Annotated in this window: 28 protein-coding genes; 10 read left to right on the top strand and 18 right to left on the bottom strand. The window is 39.8% G+C overall.

Going from position 1 to position 23,255, the window contains the following annotated elements; translation table 11 throughout:
• Positions 1-31: 31 nt before the first annotated feature.
• Together CD00_RS0103005 and CD00_RS0103000 are read right to left on the bottom strand one after the other, a co-directional pair.
• Positions 32-442, bottom strand: a complete 411-nt coding sequence (locus CD00_RS0103005; RefSeq protein WP_026654568.1) for a peptide deformylase — start codon at positions 440-442, stop codon at positions 32-34.
• A gap of 80 nt (positions 443-522) precedes the next feature.
• A complete protein-coding gene (locus CD00_RS0103000; protein ID WP_026654567.1) occupies positions 523-1,860 on the bottom strand; it encodes an ATP-binding protein in 1,338 nt (445 codons plus the stop codon).
• A 253-nt stretch (positions 1,861-2,113) separates the two neighbouring features.
• Between CD00_RS0103000 and CD00_RS0102995 the strand changes: the two genes are divergently transcribed.
• The gene (locus CD00_RS0102995; RefSeq protein ID WP_026654566.1) at positions 2,114-2,419 is read left to right on the top strand and encodes a type II toxin-antitoxin system RelB/DinJ family antitoxin; all 306 of its coding nucleotides are present in this window, start codon (positions 2,114-2,116) and stop codon (positions 2,417-2,419) included.
• Positions 2,416-2,742, top strand: coding sequence for a type II toxin-antitoxin system RelE/ParE family toxin (locus CD00_RS0102990; RefSeq protein ID WP_026654565.1), 327 nt, complete (start codon positions 2,416-2,418; stop codon positions 2,740-2,742). The genes CD00_RS0102995 and CD00_RS0102990 overlap by 4 nt, the downstream gene beginning before the upstream one ends.
• 78 nt (positions 2,743-2,820) lie before the next feature.
• Here the strand turns inward: CD00_RS0102990 and CD00_RS17020 are convergent, their stop codons facing one another.
• From CD00_RS17020 to CD00_RS0102965, 5 genes are read right to left on the bottom strand one after another with little or no spacing between them, the layout of a single operon-like run.
• On the bottom strand, positions 2,821-3,144 hold the full coding sequence (locus CD00_RS17020) for a hypothetical protein (RefSeq protein ID WP_242838906.1): 324 nt from the start codon (positions 3,142-3,144) through the stop codon (positions 2,821-2,823).
• On the bottom strand, positions 3,116-3,313 hold the full coding sequence (locus CD00_RS0102980; RefSeq protein WP_026654563.1) for a hypothetical protein: 198 nt from the start codon (positions 3,311-3,313) through the stop codon (positions 3,116-3,118). The genes CD00_RS17020 and CD00_RS0102980 overlap by 29 nt, the downstream gene beginning before the upstream one ends.
• 15 nt (positions 3,314-3,328) lie before the next feature.
• Positions 3,329-3,556, bottom strand: coding sequence for a hypothetical protein (locus tag CD00_RS0102975; protein ID WP_022779824.1), 228 nt, complete (start codon positions 3,554-3,556; stop codon positions 3,329-3,331).
• Positions 3,556-4,203, bottom strand: a complete 648-nt coding sequence (locus CD00_RS0102970) for a YoaK family protein (protein WP_026654562.1) — start codon at positions 4,201-4,203, stop codon at positions 3,556-3,558. The genes CD00_RS0102975 and CD00_RS0102970 overlap by 1 nt, the downstream gene beginning before the upstream one ends.
• A gap of 15 nt (positions 4,204-4,218) precedes the next feature.
• Positions 4,219-5,082, bottom strand: coding sequence for an MBL fold metallo-hydrolase (locus tag CD00_RS0102965; RefSeq protein ID WP_242838905.1), 864 nt, complete (start codon positions 5,080-5,082; stop codon positions 4,219-4,221).
• Between the two features lie 596 nt (positions 5,083-5,678).
• On the opposite strand from CD00_RS0102965, the gene CD00_RS0102960 reads away from it, so the two are divergent.
• Both CD00_RS0102960 and CD00_RS0102950 read left to right on the top strand, forming a co-directional pair.
• Positions 5,679-6,005, top strand: a complete 327-nt coding sequence (locus CD00_RS0102960) for a helix-turn-helix domain-containing protein (RefSeq protein ID WP_026654557.1) — start codon at positions 5,679-5,681, stop codon at positions 6,003-6,005.
• Between the two features lie 563 nt (positions 6,006-6,568).
• A complete protein-coding gene (locus CD00_RS0102950) occupies positions 6,569-6,826 on the top strand; it encodes a hypothetical protein (RefSeq protein WP_026654555.1) in 258 nt (85 codons plus the stop codon).
• 131 nt (positions 6,827-6,957) lie between these two features.
• Here the strand turns inward: CD00_RS0102950 and CD00_RS0102945 are convergent, their stop codons facing one another.
• The 6 genes from CD00_RS0102945 to CD00_RS0102915 all read right to left on the bottom strand — a co-directional run bounded on the left by CD00_RS0102945 (position 6,958) and on the right by CD00_RS0102915 (position 11,370).
• Positions 6,958-7,341, bottom strand: coding sequence for a hypothetical protein (locus CD00_RS0102945; RefSeq protein WP_026654554.1), 384 nt, complete (start codon positions 7,339-7,341; stop codon positions 6,958-6,960).
• 420 nt (positions 7,342-7,761) lie between these two features.
• On the bottom strand, positions 7,762-8,871 hold the full coding sequence (locus CD00_RS0102935) for a CobW family GTP-binding protein (RefSeq protein WP_026654551.1): 1,110 nt from the start codon (positions 8,869-8,871) through the stop codon (positions 7,762-7,764).
• Between the two features lie 21 nt (positions 8,872-8,892).
• On the bottom strand, positions 8,893-9,819 hold the full coding sequence (locus tag CD00_RS17015; RefSeq protein ID WP_051594065.1) for a TIGR03943 family putative permease subunit: 927 nt from the start codon (positions 9,817-9,819) through the stop codon (positions 8,893-8,895).
• 297 nt (positions 9,820-10,116) lie between these two features.
• Positions 10,117-10,425 (bottom strand): hypothetical protein, encoded by a 309-nt coding sequence (locus CD00_RS0102925; protein WP_026654550.1) that lies wholly within the window; start codon positions 10,423-10,425, stop codon positions 10,117-10,119.
• A gap of 64 nt (positions 10,426-10,489) precedes the next feature.
• On the bottom strand, positions 10,490-10,918 hold the full coding sequence (locus tag CD00_RS17010; protein ID WP_051594064.1) for a Fur family transcriptional regulator: 429 nt from the start codon (positions 10,916-10,918) through the stop codon (positions 10,490-10,492).
• Positions 10,919-11,079: 161 nt separating this feature from the next.
• On the bottom strand, positions 11,080-11,370 hold the full coding sequence (locus CD00_RS0102915; RefSeq protein WP_026654549.1) for a hypothetical protein: 291 nt from the start codon (positions 11,368-11,370) through the stop codon (positions 11,080-11,082).
• A gap of 220 nt (positions 11,371-11,590) precedes the next feature.
• Here CD00_RS0102915 and CD00_RS0102910 point away from each other — a divergent pair, with 220 nt between their 5' ends.
• The 3 genes from CD00_RS0102910 to CD00_RS0102900 are packed head-to-tail and all read left to right on the top strand — an operon-like array spanning position 11,591 to position 13,302.
• Positions 11,591-11,959: a GntR family transcriptional regulator gene (locus tag CD00_RS0102910; protein ID WP_026654548.1), complete on the top strand. Its 369-nt coding sequence runs from the start codon at positions 11,591-11,593 to the stop codon at positions 11,957-11,959.
• 27 nt (positions 11,960-11,986) lie between these two features.
• Positions 11,987-12,685, top strand: a complete 699-nt coding sequence (locus CD00_RS0102905) for an ABC transporter ATP-binding protein (protein WP_026654547.1) — start codon at positions 11,987-11,989, stop codon at positions 12,683-12,685.
• A complete protein-coding gene (locus CD00_RS0102900; RefSeq protein ID WP_026654546.1) occupies positions 12,679-13,302 on the top strand; it encodes a hypothetical protein in 624 nt (207 codons plus the stop codon). Before CD00_RS0102905 ends, CD00_RS0102900 begins: the two co-directional genes overlap by 7 nt.
• Before the next feature lie 376 nt (positions 13,303-13,678).
• On the opposite strand, the gene CD00_RS0102895 is transcribed toward CD00_RS0102900, so the two are convergent.
• Both CD00_RS0102895 and CD00_RS0102890 read right to left on the bottom strand, forming a co-directional pair.
• Entirely contained in the window at positions 13,679-14,845 is a 1,167-nt protein-coding gene (locus tag CD00_RS0102895) for an iron-containing alcohol dehydrogenase (protein WP_026654544.1), read from the bottom strand.
• Positions 14,846-14,890: 45 nt separating this feature from the next.
• Positions 14,891-15,997, bottom strand: a complete 1,107-nt coding sequence (locus CD00_RS0102890) for a cation diffusion facilitator family transporter (RefSeq protein ID WP_026654543.1) — start codon at positions 15,995-15,997, stop codon at positions 14,891-14,893.
• Between the two features lie 192 nt (positions 15,998-16,189).
• Here CD00_RS0102890 and CD00_RS20345 point away from each other — a divergent pair, with 192 nt between their 5' ends.
• The 3 genes from CD00_RS20345 (at position 16,190) to CD00_RS0102880 (ending at position 19,287) form a co-directional block, all read left to right on the top strand.
• Positions 16,190-16,327, top strand: a complete 138-nt coding sequence (locus tag CD00_RS20345; RefSeq protein ID WP_207640440.1) for a hypothetical protein — start codon at positions 16,190-16,192, stop codon at positions 16,325-16,327.
• A 385-nt stretch (positions 16,328-16,712) separates the two neighbouring features.
• Complete coding sequence (locus tag CD00_RS0102885; RefSeq protein WP_026654542.1) at positions 16,713-18,188, top strand: TaqI-like C-terminal specificity domain-containing protein; 1,476 nt, start codon at positions 16,713-16,715, stop codon at positions 18,186-18,188.
• 70 nt (positions 18,189-18,258) lie between these two features.
• Positions 18,259-19,287: a 3-deoxy-7-phosphoheptulonate synthase gene (locus tag CD00_RS0102880; RefSeq protein WP_026654541.1), complete on the top strand. Its 1,029-nt coding sequence runs from the start codon at positions 18,259-18,261 to the stop codon at positions 19,285-19,287.
• A gap of 130 nt (positions 19,288-19,417) precedes the next feature.
• Here CD00_RS0102880 and CD00_RS0102875 read toward each other — a convergent pair whose 3' ends face one another.
• The 3 genes from CD00_RS0102875 to CD00_RS0102865 form a co-directional block, all read right to left on the bottom strand.
• Complete coding sequence (locus CD00_RS0102875) at positions 19,418-20,017, bottom strand: cytidylate kinase-like family protein (protein WP_026654540.1); 600 nt, start codon at positions 20,015-20,017, stop codon at positions 19,418-19,420.
• A 24-nt stretch (positions 20,018-20,041) separates the two neighbouring features.
• A complete protein-coding gene (locus CD00_RS0102870) occupies positions 20,042-21,394 on the bottom strand; it encodes an SLC13 family permease (protein WP_026654538.1) in 1,353 nt (450 codons plus the stop codon).
• Between the two features lie 141 nt (positions 21,395-21,535).
• A complete protein-coding gene (locus CD00_RS0102865; RefSeq protein ID WP_026654537.1) occupies positions 21,536-23,179 on the bottom strand; it encodes a hypothetical protein in 1,644 nt (547 codons plus the stop codon).
• Positions 23,180-23,255: the final 76 nt, after the last annotated feature.

The raw sequence follows: 23,255 nt of genomic DNA, 5'->3' as shown, positions 1-23,255 counted from the left end.
TTTTCCAAGTCTGATATCACACGACACTTTCTCATATCAGCACCCCTTCAAAATGGTCTATCTCATGCTGAATAATCTGCGCAGTAAAATCTTTGTACTTTCCATGCTGAGGTTTAAAATCTTGGTCGAGGTAATCAACCTCAATCTCTTTATATCTGGTGCAGGGTCTTACTCCCTCAAGAGACAGACAACTCTCTTCTGTCTGATATTCACCGCTCTTCTTAGTAATAACCGGATTGACCATAGCAAAATGAAACGGTCCCATAGCTACTACGATAATTCTTTTCTTTACGCCGATCATGTTTGCCGCCATGCCAACACATCTGTCCTGATTTGCTCTCAGCGTATCAAGGAGATCGTGAATCACCTGCTTGTCCGCCTCTGTTGCAGGCTCTGACTTCTGCTGCAAGAACATCGGATCTCTAACAATATTTTTTACCATTACTCACTATCCTCTTCCATCGTCTCTATCAAAAAAATGGCGTCCCGCGGTATCAATCTATATAAGTGTTGTTATTTGATTTACAAATCTTTTTTCTTTAGATATTCCTTCATCTTGAATGCGCAGAAATATGGGAAAGTATATATGTCGTTTGCATGTCCGACATTAAAATCTCCAAGTTTTATCCCATATGAAATATCACTGTAATTCTCATTTTTTATCATCGAAGACAATGATCTTGACTTATCATTATTGGACTTAACCTCTACAGGAATAAGATCGTTTTGAGTTCTTACAAAAAAATCTTCCTCTAACGTAGAATTATCTTTCTTATAGTAATAAAGGCCTAATCCCTGCTTCACAAAAGCTTCTGCTACAAAGTTTTCGTAAAGAGCACCTTTATACACGCCAAGGTTTTTGTTAACTCTAAGATCCTCCTGAGCCTCTTCATCTAATGCAGAAACCAATAATCCGGTATCAGGATAATATAACTTATATTTGCTTTCCTCTATGTTGCCTTTTAACGGAAGTTCAGGAAATTGCAGACAATTACACTCTGTTATAACACCGGCATCAATAAGCCATTCTATACAACCGGTATATTCTCTTGATCTGGCGTTTTTCTCAATCTTATTGAACTGAAACTTTTTATTTTCTTTTGCAAGTTGTGCAGGAACACTTCTATATACGCTTATGATTTTTGTCTGATCAAGGCCCTCTGCATACTTTCGCACATCTTCCTCATAATCCAGCCTGATCTGTTCCTGTACATCAAGCGTTCCTGAGAATGTCCCTGTTTCAATATATAACTTTACAACATCAGGCATACCACCGAGTACACAATAATCCAGGAATAAACGTTTGAAAATAGATAATTCATTTTCATTAAATGGCTTATTTTCCAGCATATGATGCAAAATGGAATCAATCTGCTCCTGACTGTATCCTTTTGCCCATAGAAATTCTTCAAAGTCCATCGAATACATTTCATAGTCGGTCTTAGCACCAACACTATTACTATGAATCTTTTTATAATTGATTCCTAACATTGAACCGCTGCAGATAACATCATATTTTCCATCTATCTTAAAAGCCTTAAGTGTTGTAGCAACATCAGGATTCTCTTGTATTTCATCAAAAAGAATTATAGTTTTGCCCGGAACAAACTTAAAAGATGGGTTAGCCAAAGAAATGTTCTTAATGACACTCTCAACATCATAACCATCTGCCAGTATCTGCATGTATTTTTTCTCAAGCACGAAATTTATATATATAACATTCTCATAATTATCATTAGCAAAATGCATGATGGATTCTGTCTTTCCAATCTGCCTTGCTCCTTTTACAATAAGAGGCTTATGAGCCGGATCCGCTTTCCAACTGTTTAAATAATCATCAATCTTTCTTCTGTAGTACATATTCCTACCTCCAAGAAAATGTTATCACAAAATATGAGGCAGTTTCAACTCACCTTTCACATTTTATGAGGCACTTTTGGGGTATTCTTACACATTTTATGAGGGACTTTTTACAGTTTTTTCACATTTTTGTACTAGTCAATAAAAGTGGACACGAAACAAAGCTCATTAGTGCTTGCATTTGCTTGCAACTACTTGCATTATGCACTATACTATAATTAACAAAGAAAAGAAATGAAAGGAGCGTGATTTTATGGCAAATACAGCCCCAGTTTATGCTCGTATTGATACAGGGCTCAAAGAAAACGCTGAAGGAATTCTTGCTCAGCTGGGAATTTCTCCTTCTGAAGCTATAAAAATGCTTTACAGCCAGATTGTGCTTGTTAAAGGAATGCCTTTCCAGTCAAAACTTCCGGAAGTAAACCACTTTTCTGCTCAAGGCATAACAAAGTCAGAGTTTGATGCAGAACTACAAAAAGGTATAGATTCCATCAAAAATGGTCGCACTCATTCTGTCGAAGATGTTGATCGTATGCTCGCCGAGGAATTTGGTATATGAGCAATTACTATGTTAGCTACTCTGATGAAGCCAAGGACGATCTTCGCAATTTATTCATGCACATCGCATATAACCTAGGATCAAGAGATAATGCAGAAGGTCAAGTGAACCGAATTCGTGAAGCAATAAAGAAGCTTGATAAATTTCCCAAAAGAAATCCTTCTGTTCCTTATGAACCTTGGGCAAGCCTTGGTATGCGCCGATTGAACGTTGACAATTACGTTGTTCTATACATTGTAGATGAAACCAATGAGCGCGTTGAAATTGTCCGTATACCTTATGGCGCAATGGATCTTGATAAATTCTTTGAAAATATGACTTAATAATTCAAAAAGCACAAATAGCTATCAAGCTTTTGCTGCTCTGCCATTTCGGGATCATTCGGATCCGGATGATGACTGTTATAAAACTCCACTATATGGAATCCGCATCTGTTCACGTAGAAATGGATATTCCTCTTTTTCAAAATACGGAGTAACCGTTTCCCAAATTCGCACCTCAGGATGCAGTTTCTCAACCTCGCACCAAGCGGCATATCCTATTCCCTTGCTGTGACCCTTAGGCGTAACAAAAAGAATATCAAGATCCCACTTGTTTCCCTCAACCTTTATGATCACACCACCAACATTTCGACCTTCTTCTACAATCCTATATGCCTCTCCGCCGTCAATGGATTTTTCTATCGTCTCTTTATTCTCATCTATAATCCCCCGACACTTCTGCAAAATCCCTATCCCCATTAATATAATCTGCATACGCCGTCTCAGCGTCTTTCCCATGGAACACTTTGCAGAGCCCGCACATATCGCAGTCTGCAATGCAAGGGAATCTCTCTTTTATATATGCTCTTCGTTCTTCAACCGTAGAGTCTTTTATCTCCGGTGCATTTCCCATAATTCAAAAATCCTCTCAATGAATCTGCCTATCCTGGCGATACTTCTCCATATACTCCATGTTTATCTCACGAATTTCTTTCTTGCCATCAATATAGTCCTGATAAATGTCCCACGGACTTCCGCCACCAAGCCAGCAAGATGAACAGTTTTCGCAGCCTCCGCCACAATCGAGGGAATTCTTTACTATCTGTTCCCTCTCTTCTTTTGTTGTGTCCTTGATCAGAATAGATTTTCTTTCCATCAGCACCTTCCTTTTAACATCATCAGAAATACAGCCAACAATAAACCGCCGGATATCCATATCGTCTTTATCCCGAGCGTCGCAGAGATCACTCCGCCGAATCCGGCTCCAATGGCAAAAACAAGGATAATACCAAAGAAATGAAGCGACTTAAACAGCATAGCTTTATCTTTCGTCCTCATATACTGCGAAAAGCTTTCCGTACCGCTTCTTAAGTTCCCTATGCACATCGTACTCGCATAGCCGAACCCATGAACTTTTCTAAATGTCTGCACCTGCATAGCACAGGAAAAAGAGACAATCATATTTGCTATCATGTTCAACTTCGCCGGAAGAAATCCGACAGCAAAAAGAGCTATCATCTCAATTATGATAATGATCTGTCTCCAATGAAGCTTCTCTGCGTTCTTGTATCTGTTTTCTATCCTCTCTGCCACAAATATCCCAAGGGCAAATGAAAGAAGCGGGCACATATATTGAAATCCCTGCATATAATTCCCCTGCATGAAGTTTTGACTCATCAAAACAACATTACCGGTCTGGGCATTTGCAAAAACCCTCTCTCTTACATTATATGTGTACGCATCCTGCAATCCCCCTGAAAAAGATAACAGTGCGCTTAGTCGAAAGCTTTCCGATGTTTGCATATTTTTCCTCTTTCTCTATTCCAGAACAAGCTCTTCTCCCGGTTTAAGTATTATCTTCCCGGGTGCATCAAAACTCTCAGCAACACTCATGTCAAAACCGCTTTTATCTTTTGCCGGCTCCATGTGGTAAGGTATTGTATGCTTAGCACCTATAGCCTTTGCGCACTCCGAAGCTTCAGAAACATCCATATTATAGACTCCGTCGCAGCATAAAAAAGCATAATCAAGTTCCTTTTCTTTAAATCCTGCCATAGAAGGTGTCGTTGATGTATCGCCGGAAAAATATACCTTAACGCCATCTGAAAATGTAAGTATAAACCCGACGCATTCCGAAACATCGTGATTCTTGTTATATCCGGCTTCCACCGTCTCAATGGATACAAAGCCAAGACCATAAGTCTGATACTCACCATCTTTGAGAGCATCCGACCATTTAATGACAGTGCAACCTTCATTCTTACCGGCAATCAGATCTTCCTTCGTATGATCGTAATGTCCATGTGTCATGAGTATAAGGTCTGCCGGAAGGTCATAACCCTCCCCCATAAACGGATCTATATAGATTACTTTTCCTTCACTCGTAACGATTCTTACACTACCATGTCCCTGGTAAAGTAATGTTGCCGCCATGTCCTCTTCCTCCGTTTTTTCTACACTCGCGCTCTGTTCACTCGTTTCTTCAATATTTGCAGCCGTCTTTTCGACGTTTGCATCCAACTCTCCAATGTTGGCATCCGCCTCTCCGGTGCTGACATTCGACTCTTCAGTGCTGACATCCGCGTCTTTTGGGGCCGCCTGCCCACATCCTGTAAATATAAGACCTGTTATCAAGATTATCATCGCCAATCGCTTTATTACCGTTTTTTCACCAATCATCATGCTCCCTCGTCACCTTTCATACAACAATCATAAACTCCAATAAAAAACACAGCGAAATATTAAAACTTTCATTTCACGCTGCAATAAATAAGACGAAAATTTGCTTTTCAACAGCGAATTTTATAAAAAAGTATTATCCGCTGTAATAATTTAAACACATACCTTATTTTCGACAGCAAAAATCATAGATTCACCACTTCCCGCTGTTTCAATCCATCTTTGACTCATCTTTTACATCTTCCAAATCCTACGAATCAAATTGCTTTTTCAAAAATCTTAAATCCCGCAATTCCAATTACTACTAGAATAACACAAGTCACCTGTGGAACCGACAACTTTTCATTAAACAACAGCACCTTCAATAGCCGGCACAAATTATACATTTGGAAACAATCTATCCCATTTATCTTTTAGCAAAACCTTAATTTATCCTCCATCTACCATTTTCCATTAATAACTCTCATTGACACAAACGGTAATTCGTATTATACATTTGGTAAATGAACTTTCACTTTCTTTTGTGAAATGTCGCATGATGACTACGTCGTATCTCACAACAACGTAGCGTAAATCTAAAATTAGAGAGGATGTAAACTATGAGCAACGAATTAGGAACGCGTATCTCTGATTTATTGAAGCAAAACGGACTCACACAGAAAGAGCTTGCCGACAAAGTCGGAATAACTTATGTATCAATGTCCCGATATATCAGCGGAGATCGTATTCCGAAAGGGCCTGTTATAGCAAGCCTTGCTACTGCCCTTCATGTAGACGCCGGATACCTACTTGGAATCAGCACAGAAGAAAATGATTCCGAGCTGGAATTTTACCGGACTCAACGTGCCATCGCACGAAATGCCAAGTACTGGACACCAAAACAGAAAGCCGATTTAGTAAATGCAATAATGGGAGTTACCCCATAACTGTCGACATATTTATAGCAGCATAACCTTGTATGAAATTGGTAACAAAAAATCTATCCGGGAAAAGAGGTGAGACTATAGATGATGGATGGACACTTAGAATTCAATGACAGCAATGGTATTATCGACACAACTGTTACCAAAGAAATCCGCATAAAGCAACTCGATCTGTCAGAAACAATCCGAGCCCTTCACAGGATCATTAAGCCCGCAATAGATTCTTGCAAAAAAACTATTTGCCAAGTTGCCGCTATTCTGGCCGGTGTGATCCGTGGTACTATGCACTCTTTTAGATCACAAATTTTTTCCACTATCAAAAGATTCATCAGGAAATGCCTCAGTTCTAGTAGATTTCTTGTTTCCCGGGCAAGAACAACAGCCCTTAATCTCATCCCGTTTATAAGTTCTCTGCTATCCTTCTACGAGAATAACAGCTCAAATATCCGGGATGTATATTTAAAGGGAACACACAATAAAAGTGCCTCCGAAGATGGATTTAATATATCTTTCCAATATTAACTTATTGAATCGACATATTAAAAACACGACAGGAGGATGCAAAAATGGATGTAACCGTCACAAACCGGAATATTACTGAATCCTATGATGAAGCTATGGATTCCTACTTATGCTCAGAAGAATACAGACAGAAAGTTTCAGCCGCCAACAGTCTCTTCGCTGCTTTTAGGAGGGAGCTTACTTTAGATCAGTGTGATACTCTTGTGACTCTTCTTGGCATGTACGATGCTATTTCCAGAGAAGAATCTGAAGAAGCACTGCGCGTAGGAATTCTTATCGGTCAGGAATCAGTTGAAAAATAAAAAGTTCAATCGCAAAAAACAGCGGAAAGCATAAATTCGCCTGTTTTCCGCTGTTTTTCCCATTCTTTTCCCGTTATAATAAGTTCTAGAGGATGAATCATTGATAATTATGGCATATAGAGGTGCTTATTTCAGTAAAGGAGATTGATTATGGAAAAAATTGAATTTGAAACAGTCCTTGTTGAAGCAGCAAAGTTACCGATGGTAAAAGTGGATCGCGAATTGTTTTTGAGAATCTCTCTCTGAACCTGCCTGTTTCCTTCAGTTTGAACTATCCGAAAATTTCGGATAGTTGCCTCCTTACTCAGCTCATCATCGCTATATATCTTCTGTATATGAGCATTTATTGTTCTAACATCAACTTCATAAAGCGAAGCCATCATCTTTTGAGTAAGCCAAATATTTTCATCCTCATATCGCATTTCAAAACTCTCGGGAATATCTCCCGTAGATGCAATATAAGTAAGATACTCAGCCGCAGATGAAGTTATAGGTAATTCTCTTTTTCTTGCCATTTATCCAAAATACTCCTGCATTAAACTATCAAATAATTTCCTTGTTTCATCCAATGATTTCTGTACTGTAACTTTTGATTTGTCGACTTGTTCTACAAAAATAATATATTCTTCCTGATATTCTAGTTCAGGTATTTTCACAAGCATTTTATCTACTTTATGACATCGAGCGGATTGGTAATTCCGCCCGTCCAAAAAGTTTCCCATATTTTATCAATTTTATTTTTTAAATCTCCGGTAATCATATTTTTGTAAACCCTCTTTCATCAATGAATACTTATAATTATACCACACTCAGTGCCCTGAGACGCGTACAAATGTGCGATACAACATACTTTCATTTTCTTTTTAATATACAAAATATAGAATATATTAATTGAAAAAAGCAGCTATCCCCTCGAATAGCTGCTCCACTCATCTTTACTTCTCGTCTATACAATCATACAAAAGCTTCACAATCTCTGCCTTCTCATACCCTTTGCCGATGAACACGACCTGGTTGCCTCTGTCACCGTACACTTCATCCCAGTCATCAGTAAGATCGGGGAAGTCTTTTAATACAGGTGCGAGTTCTTCTTCGGGCCAAGCGGATACCCACTCGGACATTTCGGTTATGGAAGCGTTTCTTCCGGCCTGCTCGAAGAGCTGGATGTGATCCCAGTCATCGCTGAACCAGATGTAACCTTTGGTTCTGATAAGCGTCTCGGGATAGTCCATTACAAGCTTGTTGAAAGCCTCACGGTTAAAAGGTTTCTTTTCCTCAAAAACAAATGAAGAAATTCCGTACTCATCGACGCACGCTTTCTCATCGTCATGTTCGCAGTTGTTGAGCGCCTTCTGCACTGCACTGTAGGCCTCTACCTCTTCATAATCAAGGTCAGGTCTGTTAAGGATAACATCAAGGTCAACGTCGCCGTGCACGGCAGTTATCATCTCCGCCTCCTGCTGAATGTTGCGAAGTCCCGCTTTTACCTCTGAAAGCTCGCTTTCGGTCAAAAGATCTGTCTTATTAAGTATCATGAGATTGCAGAATTCAATCTGATCCATGATGAGGTTGATGATGTCTCCGTCGTCGTTCTCCTCCTCGGAAGTGAGGTTATGAAGGAACTCACGGTATATCCTGTCAACATCAACCACAGACACAACCGCCTTAAGGTATACTCTTGTGTCGGGAGTCATCTCTTCGTAATTTATGAACGCACCCGCAATTGATGAGGGCTCACTGATTCCGGACGCCTCAACAAATATAGCCTCAATTGACTTATCTGCAGACAAGCGCTCTATCTCAGCCATAAACTCATCCTTCAAAGTACAGCAGATGCATCCGTTCTGCATCTCAACCATCTCAACCTGAAGAAGCTTGTTTCCCGATTTATTTAGTATCGACGCATCTATATTAACGCTTCCCATGTCGTTTACGATAAGCGCGATCTTTCTCTTTTCCTGCTTAAGAATATTCTGCATCAGGGTTGTCTTGCCCGATCCCAGATATCCTGTGATAACAACTATAGGTACTTCTCTCTTTGACATTGCATTTCTCCATTCACTTCTTCAAAAATATAAAAATCTATCTTCCGGTGCTTCTATTTTGGTAAGCTTATTGACCACCAGAAGAATAACAAGCTTATTGTCCGATCTCTGCCCCTTGGCATTCCTTGCTTCAAGTATCACCCAGTCGCCGTTTTTGGGGATCTCACCATCGTACTTTGCCACAAATCCGATATACTGCGCATCTTCTGCACAACATATAGCAGCATAACGCCCCGCATAAAACTGATTACTTCCAAGTCCGTTCCCGCCTGTTATGAGAGCCGTGAACCTGACCGTTTTCCCATAGTATTTGTCGGTATCTTCTATGCAGTCAATAAACCACGGGCAAAAGAACTTGTCGGTAACATCAAGTATTCCGTCCTTCTCCGGAACAGAAAACTCTTCATTTGCAAAATCTATACTTCCGTCCGGCTTTGTAAAATAAACCTCAGCCAAATTGTTCAGGATTTTTATTGAACGCCTTACGTCACTCTTTTTGAAACTTTCATCGCACCTGTTAAAAAGGATCACATCCGAAACACTAAGCGGATTCATGATAGTCTGACGCATGTTCATCAGGTACATATCATAAGTGTTCGCATCTACAAGACTGAAAACATTTGAAAGATACCAGCCTTCCGGCAGATCTTTTCTGACAAACGCCTTAAGATCCCACATTCCGTTAAATTCGATATATACGACTTCCGGATTATGAACCTTCTTTATTTCCTCAAGGAAGTCTTCAGTCAGTTCATCCTCTTCTTCAATTGTGACAAGGCTTGTTCCCCTATCTTTAAGAGCATCAATATCGTACTCTTCCTCGCCTTCTTCTGTGCATATGACTACAGAACGTTTTGCGACATCTTCTTTTCTTAATAAAGTCCCCTGTAAAGCCGTAGTCTTACCACTATCAAGGAACCCTGCAAAAATATGTACCGCTGTTTCCATTCCCGCTCCTTTTTGAATATGCAACACAATTGCAAATCATTATAATTCTATAATACACGGCGTGTCAATATGATACGCCGCTGTAAAAACTTACACACTTAATTTGGCACTCTCAATTTTTTACAAAAAAAGAACCCCCGAGCTCATTTTGAGTTCAGAGGTCCGTGATCTTACGTCTATAAATAGCTTATTGTAAAACAATTGTAATTATTCTCAATCGTATCCCGGCAGCCTTTCTGATTAATGTTTGAAACACTATCACATTCCGGGATAGAGGTCATTCGTGCAAATTTGAAGTTATATTATTCCCCTCCCCCAAAAGCATGCTACTAAAATCATGCAGATAACAGAGGGAATGAAGATAAGCATTCTGTTTTTCTTATTTCCAAATTGAATATATCCATAACCTAAGATGTTTGCTATTATTAGCGGAATCATTTCAATAGTAAGTAGCCAACCTCCTCTTTCCCATCTTTCCATCGGCAGCATTGCATTTGGTGCATCAACTATAGTGCCTCCGAAAAGAAACAAATAACTGCTATAAGTAAGGCATAGGCAGCTAATCGCATTTAACAAAATTAACAGCCAAGATAATGCGTTTTTCATATTTATAATCCTTCGATTTTTCAATTTCATATGCAATATACCGAAAGTGCCAAGTCATGCATTCTTAAACTTCATGTTCTGACATCCCTACGTTTCTGCATTCATCACAAATACACATGATCACGCTCTTCCCGTAATCAATCTCAATTCCATATTCATCCATCATCTTTTTGGCTGCGCTCTTAAATATCTTATTATCAAGATGAAAAATCTTCCCGCACACCGAGCACTGGGCGTGCATGTGCTCACAGCATGACTCGTGCTCTTCAGAGTACTGATAGCATGTAGCATTTACATCGGCTTCCTTGTATTTGACAAGCTTGCCTTCCTTACTAAGTCTCTCAAGATTGCGGTAAACAGTAGATCTGTCCAAACCGTCACCTTTACCCTTAACGGCATTAAGTATGTCCCTTGCCGTAAATCTTGTATCCGCATTATCCTTCAGATATTCTATGATAAGATTTCTTGGTTTAGTCTTATATTCGCTCTTCACACTGCTCTCCCGGAAATCATTTAAGTAGCCATAATTGCTATTCATCAATAAAACTTTCGACCTGTGTTTATTGGTGTACTGTCTTGCTCATCTTCATTCAAATTGTGCAGTATATTGCTAATTATGGATGAAACAGTACAATGATCAATTCTTCCGCAATCTTATCCCTGCTGCCCGTTGGCCTGTCTTATCATATCTTCAACAACGATATCGTAGATCTCACCTACACTGTTGCAATACTCGAGAACCTTCCACGGCTCGTTTGTATGAAAATGAATCTTTACAAGATCCTCATCTCCTGCCGCGATCAGGCTGTTGCCCTCAAAATTCTCTGTAATATAATCAGCTATCTCATCCTCGTCGAGATCTTTATCGCGTCTGTCTATAAGAAGCTGTGTATCATAACGATATGCAAACTGATCGTCTTCTGCATCTATTGAATTAATTCCCATATTGTTTTCCCTCCATTATTACAAATTATCTCCTTGATAATACCACATTGCATCATATAAAAGAAATCAAAACATTTGGCTCGCGAAATAGTAAATTTCAAAAAAAATTTACTATTCAATAAAAAACATTGACAAATACCCTCATTCGGGTTACTGTATTATTGTATTATGCATCTAGTACAGTAATACAATATATTTTTTTCAGAAAGGAAGACTCACTATGCCATGGAATCTTAATTCGGACGCTCCTATCTTTGTCCAGATTATTGATCATCTACAGACTGATATTATTTCAGGTTTATACAAACCCGGTGATAAACTGCCAAGTGTTCGCGACCTTGCCGCTGAAGCCGGAGTCAATCCAAACACAATGCAAAAGGCGCTCAGTGATCTTGAAGCTACGGGACTTGTTCACTCAGAAAGGACAAGCGGTCGTTTTATTACGGAGGATGACAACATGATTAAAAATATGAGAATATCACTCGTTGATGTACAGATAGAAAATTTCTTCAAAAGCATGGAAAAGCTCGGATTTACCAAAGAAGAAATCTTAAAACTGGTAAAACAGTACACAGACAAAAAGAATTGATAAACACATTTAAAGAAGGAGAAAAGTATGAGTAATCTGTTAGAAATACAGGGGCTACACAAAAAATATGGTAAAAAAACGGCTCTGAATGATATAAATCTTTCAATTGAGCCTGGACATATTATCGGACTTCTAGGCCCAAACGGAAGCGGAAAAACAACGCTTATAAAGATAATATGCGGTTTATTGCAACCAACAGGCGGTTCTGTTCTTGTTGACGGCAATCCGGTCGGTCCAAAGAGTAAAGCTATTGTGTCCTATCTTCCCGATAGAACCTATCTTGATGAATCTATGACAGTCGGATCCGCTATCGACATGTTTAAATATTTCTATGATGATTTTGACGAGAAAAGAGCTGAAGAGATGCTTTCAAGTCTCAATATAGATCCAAAGAATAAGATTAAGACTCTTTCTAAGGGAAATAAGGAAAAAGTTCAGCTTATCCTTGTAATGAGCCGCAAAGCCAAGCTCTATATTCTTGACGAACCTATCGCAGGCGTAGATCCTGCTGCCAGAGATTATATATTGCGTACTATCATAAGTAATTTTGAACCGTCCGCCTCCCTTATTATCGCTACTCACCTGATCAGCGATGTGGAGCCGGTGCTGGACGAAGCAATTTTCTTGCAAGACGGCAATATCAGGCTTTATAAACCTATCGATGACATAAGAGTCGAAAACGGCAAATCGGTTGATGCACTATTCAGGGAGGTATACAGATGTTAAAGAAACTTATAGCTTATGACTTAAAAAGAACAAGACCGGTAATGACAGGGATAATATTATTTACATTTTTACTGACTATCATAATAGTAATTACCAATGCTTTCACAAATAAAATAGATAACGCTCAAACAGAAAAATTGGAATCGGGCCTCATTCAGACACACAGTGATAATTTACCTCCTATTTATTTTACAATGACCAATATACAGACAATAGCTCTTTTAGCAATTCTTGTTTTAGCTACGCTTGCAACAATATATATGCTCAGATACTATTACAAAACGATATACCTGACACAAGGATATCTATCATTCACTCTTCCGGCAAAAACAACAGAAATTGTGAGTTCAAAAATGCTGGTCACATACATATGGGCTTTAATATTTATTATTCCATCGATATTCATTGGAACCTTTGGATTTTCTGTTGCCGAAAGATTATTTGATCCTCATTATGAAAAGCTCTCTGTAAGTGCCTATTTACCCGGACTTGTACTGTTTGCGCTTGACATATTATTTATTATATTTGAAATTTTCGTTCAGATCATGGCTTTTTTTCTTTTGCCTCAGCATCGGACAACTATGCCGCAAACACAAGCTACATGTCACTGTACTTAGCTATATAGGAATTGCCATAGCTTCAATGACCCTCTTTTTTTACAACATGCAAATGCACCAAATGAAACGCGGCACCTGGTGGTGGGATTATGACGATGTGGTTTGTCCCGCTAACATTATCTGCGCGATCATTCTTTTTATAGGCTTCTGTGTTGCAACTATAAAGATTACTAACAAAAGCCTCAACCTCGAGTGATAATATAAAAATTACATCTTAATAAGATTATGAAGGAGCATCTACGACCGGCAAATGAATTTACATGCAAGCATCCATTCGCTTGCCGGTCTTGTGCAACAAAAAGAACAAGGAGTCCCGATAAAGACTCTTTGTTCTTTTTTTACACGCCATTTAAAATCAAAATATTTAAATCAGCTCTTACAGACAAGCCTTATATATCTCGACAATATCTTCATTCGTAAGCGCAACAAAAGCATCCTTTAAGTAATTTCCGTCATTTGCATGCGCGGCCATCTCTTCAAAATGTTCATCTGTTATCTTAAGCTCTGTAAGATTTTTAGGAATACCCGACTGCGCAAAAAATTCTTCGAGTTTTTCAATTCCCGCGATTGCAAGAGCTTTTTCATCATCACCGTCAAGCCCCCACACATTCTTTGCAAAACGAACAAATCTCCAGGTACATGAAGGATCTTTTTCCAATATAAAGCGCATCCAGCGCGGAGTAAGTATTGCAAGGCCAATTCCATGCGTGATGTCATAGAACGCCGACAATTCATGTTCCATCGCATGACACGGCCAGCCTGTATCCTGCTTTCCATACTGCGGAATGCCTGAGCAGGCAACCGATGAAATAGCCATAAGATTTGCACGAGCCGTGTAATTGTCAGGTTCTTTTAGAGCAACGGGAAGATATTTAATTGCAGTCTTAAGAACCCCCTCGGCAATATGATCCGAAAGGTCGCTGTCCTCGGTACGCGAGAAATATCCTTCGAAAATATGGCTCATTATATCCGCAGTTCCCGATGCCGTCTGGTATTTTGAAACCGAGAAGGTATAAGTCGGATCGCAGATAGATGCGTAAGGATATGTATAACTGTTTCCAATCTTTTCATGAGTCTTAAGATTGGTTATAACACCGCCGCCGTCATACTCAGATCCCGTCGCACTAAGCGTAAGGATATCGACTAGCGGAAGCGCCTTTAACGTGCCATGATAAGACGCAACCATATCCCATAAGTCGCCGTCATAGAATACTCCGGCAGCAATCGCTTTGGAGCAATCGATCGTGCTTCCTCCTCCAACAGCAAGGATCACATCAATATTGTTCTCCTTGCAGAGCCTAACGCCCTCTTCAACCGATTCAATACGCGGATTCGGCTCAATTCCGGATAATTCCGTAACTTCAAATCCGCCCTTTTTCAGAATGTCGATAACAGTGTCGTAAAGCCCCATCTTCTTGATAGAACCTCCGCCATAGGTCAAAAGAACTTTTTTCCCGAGAGATCTTAGGATCTCATCAAGATGACTGATCTGCCCTTTGCCAAAATAAAGCTTCGTCGGAATCTCGTGAACATAATTGAGCATAAGTAACCCTCCTTGTCTTAGAAAAAAATGTTTTATTCTTGCCTTTTAATCCGAGAAATTATAGTCCATAAGGACTTCCACAACATACTCGGGGTACATCTCCTCAACACGCTTTGAAACCTTGGAAAGAACTTCTCTCTTATTCTTCGCCTCTATATCGATAACAAGGTCAAACCTTATCTCTTTTGTCTTGTGATTCATGTAAAAGCCGTGAATCTGCAAAGCTTCATCGTAATCGCTGACAAGTGCCGAAATCTTCTTGTGCGCCTCTACAGCGACAGAATCACTTGTATTTGTTGAATAAACAGATATTCCCCCCATCATAATTCCCGTATCGATGAACACTTTCTTGGCGATAACCCTGTCGAGCGCATCGATCTCAACAGCGGAAAGCGTATCGGGAATCTCCACATGTGCTGAACCTATAAGCTTCTCGGAGCCATAATTGTGAATAATAAGATCGTACACTCCTCTAACTTCTTCAAGCTCGTTTATACTGGACTTTACCTTCTTTGTAAGTTCAGGCGTAATCCTCTCTCCGAGAGTCATGCTCACGGTATCGCGAAGCGTCTCAAATCCCGTCTTTATAATGATAAAAGAGATCACAACTCCGATGTACGCTTCAATACTAAATCCCGTTGTGATAAAGATAATCGCCGCAATAAGCGTAGCTGCCGAGATAATAGAATCATTGAGCGCATCTTTTCCCGATGCGACAAGCGAATCCGAATCAACCTTCTCTCCCATCTTCTTGGTATATAATCCAAGCACGATCTTCACAACGATCGCAGCCGACACGATAACAAGTGCAGGCGTCCCGTAGTCAGGCGTCTCAGGATGAATTATCTTAGTTACAGACTCGGTAAAAGAAGTAATTCCGGCGTACAGAATAATAATTCCAATCACCATCGCCGAAAGATACTCTATCCTTCCGTAGCCGTAAGGGTGCTTCCTGTCGGGCTCTCTTGCCGAAAGTTTTGCTCCCACAATCGTTATAACCGATGAAAAAGCATCACTCAGATTATTGACGGCATCCATCGTTATCGCAACCGAATGTGACAATACTCCCACAAATGCCTTAAACACCGACAGCAAAATATTTGCCGCAATTCCTATAATACTTGTTCTTACAATACTTTTGGTTCTATCCATTTAAGATGCCTCTCATAAAAAATTTTGAAATTATTTTCTTCGCAGTTTCACCATCAGATGATACCCACACAAACTCAGTTTAACACATATTTTGCACATATATTCATCATTTATTCAATATTCCTCATATATGCATATATATACCGTAATCCGCTCTTGAAAAAAATTCGCATTCCCTCGATAATTGTTTCTATGGACAGACAAGAACAAACTTCTATCAAAAAGGATATGATCTCAATTGACGAAACTGCCGAAATATTGGGCATTTCTTCAGCGACGGTAAAAAAACTGGATAAAGCTTCAAAAGCTCTCAGCCACAAAAGCCTCTAAGACATATCTTCTTAATAAAGAAACCGTTCTAAATCTTAAAGAAAACCTTGATGGCTCCGACCTTCTAAAGCGCAGAAGAAACAAGAGTACCGCAAACGGCCGTTTCATCCCAAAGTCATATATCAGCAAAGCGTCGATAAATTACGATACGATATGTTCCGTAATAAAGACCCTTGGTGAAGATAATGCCCTTACCGAGAATGAATTTCTTTCAATCCTTGCCTACTACGGAAGGTCTTTTCTTGATACTCTTTCACTTGATAATTCGGGTAAAAAAAGACTTATCTCCCCTTTACATAATGAAACAGGCGATTCTTTCTCACGCCTTACATCAATATTAAAAGACTATCCGCTCAAATATACGGAGGGTGAAGATACACTCGGCATGCTCTACATCTCGCTTCGCTCGCTTAAGACAAAGAAAGCATCGGGCGCATACTACACACCTTTCTTTGTTGTAGATAAATGCATAGAAAACCTGCATGCGGGCAAAGCCGAAACAATCTGCGATCCGTCTTGCGGAACTGGCAACTTCCTTTTAAGACTCCCAAAAGATATTCCGCTTTCGAACATCTATGGATACGACATAGACGGCACGGCTGCTGCCATTGCAAGGATAAACCTCGCAGTCAAATACGGCATTAAAGATAACGACGATCTCGATATATTATTTAATAACATCAAAGCCGATGATTTCCTTATGCCTTCCAAAAAAGGCGCATCTACGCAGGAATTTGACCATATAATCGGAAATCCGCCCTGGGGCTACTCTTACAGCAAGGACGAAATAAGGACTTTGAGCGAATCCTATAAATGTGCGCGCGTATCGGGAAATCCCGAGTCTTTTTCTATCTTCACGGAAAGAGCTCTGAGCCTTTTATCGGACGGAGGAACCATGTCTTTTGTACTCCCCGAAACACTTCTGGGCGCCGGAGCACATGAGAATATAAGAAGCATCATCGCCAAAAAGGCGCACATCTCCTACCTTTATTATATGGGCGAGATATTTGATAAGGTTCAGTGCCCTTGCATACTCCTTACGCTTAAGACGCATGCCGGTAAAAGTCATACGACCAAAGTCGCTTTTTACAAAAAGAGTCTTTCATCAAAGAACACTTTCAATCCGGCAAAGAATCTTTTCCCCGAAAGACTGATACTTGTAAAAAGCTTTGAAACTATGTGCAAAAGCCTTGATACAAGCTCTTTTCACATGCTATCTGACGATGCCGAAAAAAAGATACTTGATAAGATCGATAAGAGCGATCATTTCACGCTAAAAGGAAACAGCGAGTTCGCCTTAGGGATCGTTACGGGCGCAAACAAAGCTCTTTTATCTCCCGTTAAAAATGCGGGCTTTGAAGAAATCATAAAGGGCTCCGATATTGATAAATATGCAATAAAGAAGATCACCAACTTTATAAAGTACGAACCGTCAAAATTCCAGCAGGTAGCTCCCGAAAACATGTACAGGGCAAAAGAAAAACTCCTGTACAAATTTATCTCGAATACGCCGGTCTTTGCATATGACAACAGGCAGCGCCTTTCACTTAACAGCGCAAATATACTGATTCCAAAGGTTCCAGGCTACAGCGCACTATATATACTTGCAATCCTTAATTCGCCCGTGATATCTTTTTACTACTCTCACACCTGCAAGAATATGAAGGTTCTTAGGTCTGAGATTGAGAGGCTCCCTATCGCAAAATGCGATTCTGCCACAGAAAGGGAAATATCAGAACTTGCGAAAAAAATTCTCGATTCGAACGATCCTTCGCGCTATATGGCTGAAATTAACGGCAAAATAGCCGCGCTTTATAATTTAACTATTGACGAACTTGATATAATAACTAAAAACAAGTAAATAAAGGTTTACTTTTACAGTTTAAAGTGCTATAGTATCATTCGAATATTTATTCATGGAGGACATATTGATGTCATTTGATTACATACAGAAATTACCCACCCCCGATGAGATAAGGGATGAATTTCCTTTAACAAAAGAACTTGCCACTCTCAAGGCTGAAAGAGATGCCATGATCAGTGACGTTTTCACAGGTAAAAGTGATAAATTTCTTGTTATCGTTGGTCCCTGCTCTGCAGACAACGAGGATGCCGTATGCGACTACGTTTCACGCCTTGGAAACCTTAACGATAAGGTTAAAGATAAGCTTATCCTTATTCCCAGAATCTATACTAACAAGCCTCGTACAACAGGTGAAGGCTATAAAGGAATCACTTCCCAGCCCGATCCCGAAGGAAAGACAGATTTCCGCGCAGGTCTCATTGCCATGAGACATATGCAGATCAAGGCCATTCAGGAATCCGGTCTTACTGCTGCCGATGAAATGCTCTATCCCGAGAACTGGGGCTACATCGCTGATATCCTTTCATACGTTGCAATCGGTGCACGTTCTGTAGAGGATCAGGAGCACCGTATGACAGCCAGCGGATTCGACGTTCCCGCAGGAATGAAGAACCCTACAAGTGGAGCTCTCGGTGTAATGCTTAACTCAGTATATGCAGCTCAGCAGTCTCACTCTTTCGTTTACAGAGGCTATGAAGTTAAGACAAACGGTAACCCTCTTGCGCACTGCGTACTCAGAGGTTCCAACAATAAGCACGGCCAGTCGATCCCTAACTATCACTATGAGGATCTCAGCCTTCTTTTACAGCTTTATAACTCAAGAAACATCGTTAACCCTGCTGCCATCATTGATGCAAACCACAACAATTCAAACAAGCAGTTCAAGGAACAGATCAGAATCGTTAAAGAGGTTCTTCACTCAAGAAACCACAACAACGATATCAAGAACCTTGTTAAGGGTGTCATGATCGAGAGTTACATCGAGGAAGGTTGCCAGAAGATCGGTGAAGGCATCTACGGTAAGTCAATCACAGATCCTTGCCTTGGATGGGAAGACACAGAGCGTCTCCTTCTTGATATTGCTGAGTTAGTCTGATCATATCGCGATTACGCGCACAATTAGAACAACCGGAGAGTCGCTTGCGACTCTCCTATTTAATTAAGAAAAGGTGCAAAGGTTATTTCACTTCCTCTGCACCTTTCATATTTATGCATTATACGCACTCTCAGTCCATTTTTGCAATGCGGGCTCTTATATACCCTTCAATTATATCTACCGTCTCATCAATCCCCAGTTTCGAGCTGTTAATTGAGAAATCATACAATCTTGAATCGCCCCATTTACCCTGGCAATGATAATTGTGATAACGCTTTCTCTTTTTATCCTTCTTAAGTATAAATCTGGTCGCGTCATCTTCATCAAGTCCGTAAACTTCCATGACACGCTCAACCTTCTTATCCATATCGCCAAGGATAAAGAATGAGATCAGTCCCGGATATTTTTTCAGCTTTGTTTCAGAGCATCTGCCGACAACAACAAAGGACTCTCCGCTCTTTGCCTTTTCCTCCATAACATCAAACTGCATCTCTGCAATGTTATCCTCGATGGAATTGCTGTATCCGTTTATCCTTCTTGATACGAACACATTCTTTGGTACTTCGTCGTATTTCTCCACAGACTCAAATGTCATCCCCATCTTCCCGGCAATCTCCGTAATAAGATGACGATCATACAAAGGAAGATTAAATCTTTCCGCTATTTTTTCTGCAATAACTCGTCCGCCACTACCAAATTCACGTCCGACGGAAATAATGATCTGTGACATAAGCACCCCTCCTGAATATTACTATTATAAGTATATTACAAAAAGATATATTGTTGAAATGATCAAAACCAAAACTGTTGCAGGAGCAAGTTTTTTGCAATAGCGTCCCCATGTTACGGGATGTCCGTTCTTAGCCGCAACAGAGGTACCTACTACATTCGCAGATGCACCGATAGGTGTTGCGCTTCCGCCGATATCTGTACCGATAGCAAGTGCCCATGCCAGCGTATTTATAGGCATTCCCGAAGCTGCCGCAAGATTCTTGATAACGGGAACCATTGTTGCCGCAAAAGGAATATTATCAACGAACGCACTTGCAATTGCTGAAACCCAGATGATAATCGCTATCATCATTCTGCTGTTACCGCCGCTGATGTGTTCAATAAATGAAGCAATGATATCAAGAATCTTTGTTTCTTCCAAGCCGCTTACAACGATAAACAATCCTATGAAGAACACAAGTGTCTTGTAGTCGACTTTCTTAATGATCTCTTTTGCATTCTTGCCTGCAGTCAAAAGTGTAATCACCGCGATAAACAATCCTATCGTTGCAACTGTAAGATGTGTTGAACCATGTGTTATAAGAAGCACTACCGCGCATCCGAAGATCACACTGCTAACAATGAAATCTTTCTTATTAGTGATTGCTTCCGACGGATCGGGCAATTTACTCATATCAATTTCTTCGTCACTTGTTGATACAAGCTCTTTTCTGAATGCGAAATACAAGAAGATAACAGATACGACCAGACTTATTCCGGCTATAACACCTGTATTTGTAAGGAAATCAAAAAATGACAATCCCAAGGATGTACCGATTATGATATTCGGAGGATCTCCGCACATTGTCGCACTTCCGCCAAGGTTGGCGCAAAATATTTCCGACAATATCATTGGTACGGGATTAAATTTAAGAAGCTGCGCAAGTTCTACAGTCACAGCTGCCAGAAACATGATAACGGTAATACTGTCAATAAACATTGAAAGTACTGCTGCCATTATTGTAAACGTGATAAAAATCGAAATGGTCTTACATTTGACCAAGAAAGCTATCTTCATGCAAAGCCAACGGAAAAATCCCGCTTTGGCCATTCCTTCAACCATTAACATCATACCTGCGATAAACATAATGGTTGCCCAGTTAATTCCCGCACTCTCCGACTCTTCGATCTGATACCAGAAATCACGGGTAAAAAAGTCCTTAAAGGCAAGTGTATTCAGTATAGCTTTGATATCACCCATACATATACCAAAGACGACGACAAGCGTCAGAATACCGCTGCCCAGTGTAACATAATGCCTTTCAATCTTGTCCATAACGATCATAACGAACATTCCGACAAAGATGATGACGGCAAAAATCTGTGCTGCTAACAAAGTATGTCCTCCCACTAATTCTTTTATCTGCCAGGCAAGCCACACCCCTACGGGTAATATGCCTGCCTGCCAAAAATAATCCTTCAAAAGAATAACATCTGGAGAATTTTTATACAATACTTTATTGTTAAAAAAATCACACTAGGACAATTTTATTATTTTAGATACGACACCGTCATCATTATAGTACAATCTTAACTTCTTAGCGCCACTCTTAATATAATTCTCAAAATCCGCTTTGGTCTTTGTAGTATCGTCTTCTACATATTCAAAATTGTCTGCAAGCTTATATTCAAAGGTACTCTCTCCCTTTACTTCTTTTCCGGCCTCACTTTCATCATCACTGATCGGCACCCCTACACAATTTACTGATAAGATGTCATTTGCGTAACTTGCCTCAACATCAATATAATTCTCAGTTGTAGGAATATCATCAATGACATTTACTTCGCCACTTCCCGTTATCTCAAGATACTTCACCTTGAGCATTCTGTAATACGGCCTCCAGCCTACATCATTGATATCATATCTGACATATTCCGGAATCATCATATATACATTATCTCCGATCTTGGAAACGGCATTATTCGGCACATTCATCCAAAAACCGGATTTAGCGATAGGGCAATTCGCAAATTCATTTACTACAGTCTTGATATTATCTTTATCTTCATAATAGATTAAAGGAGCTTTTTCATTTGCATCCTTTTTGTTCTCGTAATATTCCTTTCCAATAGAGTATGTTCCCTTACTATCATCCACTTTAATCTGCCCGTCGGAAGTAATGTACATATTACCATCATCCGATACCACATCGCTCGTATTGTCATACAACACTTCAATGCTATTCTCCGCTCCTTCCTTTGCAGAATAGATTATTCCTGCATTATAAAATGAAGCTGAGCCCTCATAATCGCAATAATGCACGTATAAAGTATCATTATCTTTCAGTATATCTCTAATTTCCCATGAAATAAGAAATTCATCGCCGGCAACCTTTTTCGGATTTGTTTTTCCAAGACAAACTTCTTTATTTGTTTCCGGATCATATTCGTAAAAGGTATCCTCTTCATCCCCATCTATGCAGTAATATAGTTTGCCGTCCAAAAATTCCGCTGCAGAATAATAATCCTGTGTTTCCTTTGACATCAGCTCTTTATCATCTTTATATACGTTCAGATGATTTACATTTGCTTCCTCCGGCTTGTCAAAGACATTGACAACAATTGCCCCCGTCTTTTCATCAATACTTAATAAATCGCCTGCTATATCTTTAGAATGGTCAACTTCCCTGGTATCAATATTTACTCTGTATACAGTATAATCATTATTCTCACCGTCATACTTTTTCAGGTAGAAAAATCCATTGGCATAATACAGTCCACCAAATCCATCATCCTCCATAAAGACTTCCGTACTCTTTGTGGCAGGATCATAGATACAGAGTTCTGACTTCTTGGAATAATTCGAATATAAATTTCCTGCCCCCATTATCAGACCATTCTCACAAAGGTTTGATTCTGAAAAGGTATCCTCATCATATCTTCTATAAAAGACTTTCCCGTTTATACTCACAAAATATGAGCCGTTTCCGATAACTTCATCGTTCTCATGTGCTTTGCGTACTTCTAAGTCTCCTTCGTCTTCCTGATTACCACTATCTTCCGTTCCTGATGACGCCTCTTGTGTCACCTGTTCTTCCGACTTCGGAGCTTCACTTGTTTTAGCGCATCCGTAAAAGGTTATTGTGACCAGCATTAAGGCAACTATTAATCTTTTCCTCATATTTTTCTCCCTGTCTTATGATTTAGTAGTTTAATTGAAAAACAATTTACCACAATAAAAAAGAAAGAGGACTTGT

Source organism: Butyrivibrio sp. AE3003, assembly GCF_000686065.1.
Classification (GTDB): Bacteria; Bacillota; Clostridia; order Lachnospirales; family Lachnospiraceae; genus Butyrivibrio; species Butyrivibrio hungatei_A.
This window is presented reverse-complemented; position numbering and strand designations above follow the sequence as displayed.

Excerpts from the sequence above, each read along its gene's own strand:
- CD00_RS0103005 (WP_026654568.1), bottom strand. The coding sequence starts at position 442 with ATGGTAAAAAATATTGTTAGAGATCCGATGTTCTTGCAGCAGAAGTCA.
- CD00_RS0103000 (WP_026654567.1), bottom strand. The coding sequence starts at position 1,860 with ATGTACTACAGAAGAAAGATTGATGATTATTTAAACAGTTGGAAAGCG.
- CD00_RS0102995 (WP_026654566.1), top strand. The coding sequence starts at position 2,114 with ATGGCAAATACAGCCCCAGTTTATGCTCGTATTGATACAGGGCTCAAA.
- CD00_RS0102990 (WP_026654565.1), top strand. The coding sequence starts at position 2,416 with ATGAGCAATTACTATGTTAGCTACTCTGATGAAGCCAAGGACGATCTT.
- CD00_RS0102980 (WP_026654563.1), bottom strand. The coding sequence starts at position 3,313 with ATGGGAAATGCACCGGAGATAAAAGACTCTACGGTTGAAGAACGAAGA.
- CD00_RS0102975 (WP_022779824.1), bottom strand. The coding sequence starts at position 3,556 with ATGGAAAGAAAATCTATTCTGATCAAGGACACAACAAAAGAAGAGAGG.
- CD00_RS0102970 (WP_026654562.1), bottom strand. The coding sequence starts at position 4,203 with ATGCAAACATCGGAAAGCTTTCGACTAAGCGCACTGTTATCTTTTTCA.
- CD00_RS0102965 (WP_242838905.1), bottom strand. The coding sequence starts at position 5,082 with ATGATGATTGGTGAAAAAACGGTAATAAAGCGATTGGCGATGATAATC.
- CD00_RS0102960 (WP_026654557.1), top strand. The coding sequence starts at position 5,679 with ATGAGCAACGAATTAGGAACGCGTATCTCTGATTTATTGAAGCAAAAC.
- CD00_RS0102950 (WP_026654555.1), top strand. The coding sequence starts at position 6,569 with ATGGATGTAACCGTCACAAACCGGAATATTACTGAATCCTATGATGAA.
- CD00_RS0102945 (WP_026654554.1), bottom strand. The coding sequence starts at position 7,341 with ATGGCAAGAAAAAGAGAATTACCTATAACTTCATCTGCGGCTGAGTAT.
- CD00_RS0102935 (WP_026654551.1), bottom strand. The coding sequence starts at position 8,871 with ATGTCAAAGAGAGAAGTACCTATAGTTGTTATCACAGGATATCTGGGA.
- CD00_RS17015 (WP_051594065.1), bottom strand. The coding sequence starts at position 9,819 with ATGGAAACAGCGGTACATATTTTTGCAGGGTTCCTTGATAGTGGTAAG.
- CD00_RS0102925 (WP_026654550.1), bottom strand. The coding sequence starts at position 10,425 with ATGAAAAACGCATTATCTTGGCTGTTAATTTTGTTAAATGCGATTAGC.
- CD00_RS0102915 (WP_026654549.1), bottom strand. The coding sequence starts at position 11,370 with ATGGGAATTAATTCAATAGATGCAGAAGACGATCAGTTTGCATATCGT.
- CD00_RS0102910 (WP_026654548.1), top strand. The coding sequence starts at position 11,591 with ATGCCATGGAATCTTAATTCGGACGCTCCTATCTTTGTCCAGATTATT.
- CD00_RS0102905 (WP_026654547.1), top strand. The coding sequence starts at position 11,987 with ATGAGTAATCTGTTAGAAATACAGGGGCTACACAAAAAATATGGTAAA.
- CD00_RS0102900 (WP_026654546.1), top strand. The coding sequence starts at position 12,679 with ATGTTAAAGAAACTTATAGCTTATGACTTAAAAAGAACAAGACCGGTA.
- CD00_RS0102895 (WP_026654544.1), bottom strand. The coding sequence starts at position 14,845 with ATGCTCAATTATGTTCACGAGATTCCGACGAAGCTTTATTTTGGCAAA.
- CD00_RS0102890 (WP_026654543.1), bottom strand. The coding sequence starts at position 15,997 with ATGGATAGAACCAAAAGTATTGTAAGAACAAGTATTATAGGAATTGCG.
- CD00_RS20345 (WP_207640440.1), top strand. The coding sequence starts at position 16,190 with ATGGACAGACAAGAACAAACTTCTATCAAAAAGGATATGATCTCAATT.
- CD00_RS0102885 (WP_026654542.1), top strand. The coding sequence starts at position 16,713 with ATGCTCTACATCTCGCTTCGCTCGCTTAAGACAAAGAAAGCATCGGGC.
- CD00_RS0102880 (WP_026654541.1), top strand. The coding sequence starts at position 18,259 with ATGTCATTTGATTACATACAGAAATTACCCACCCCCGATGAGATAAGG.
- CD00_RS0102875 (WP_026654540.1), bottom strand. The coding sequence starts at position 20,017 with ATGTCACAGATCATTATTTCCGTCGGACGTGAATTTGGTAGTGGCGGA.
- CD00_RS0102865 (WP_026654537.1), bottom strand. The coding sequence starts at position 23,179 with ATGAGGAAAAGATTAATAGTTGCCTTAATGCTGGTCACAATAACCTTT.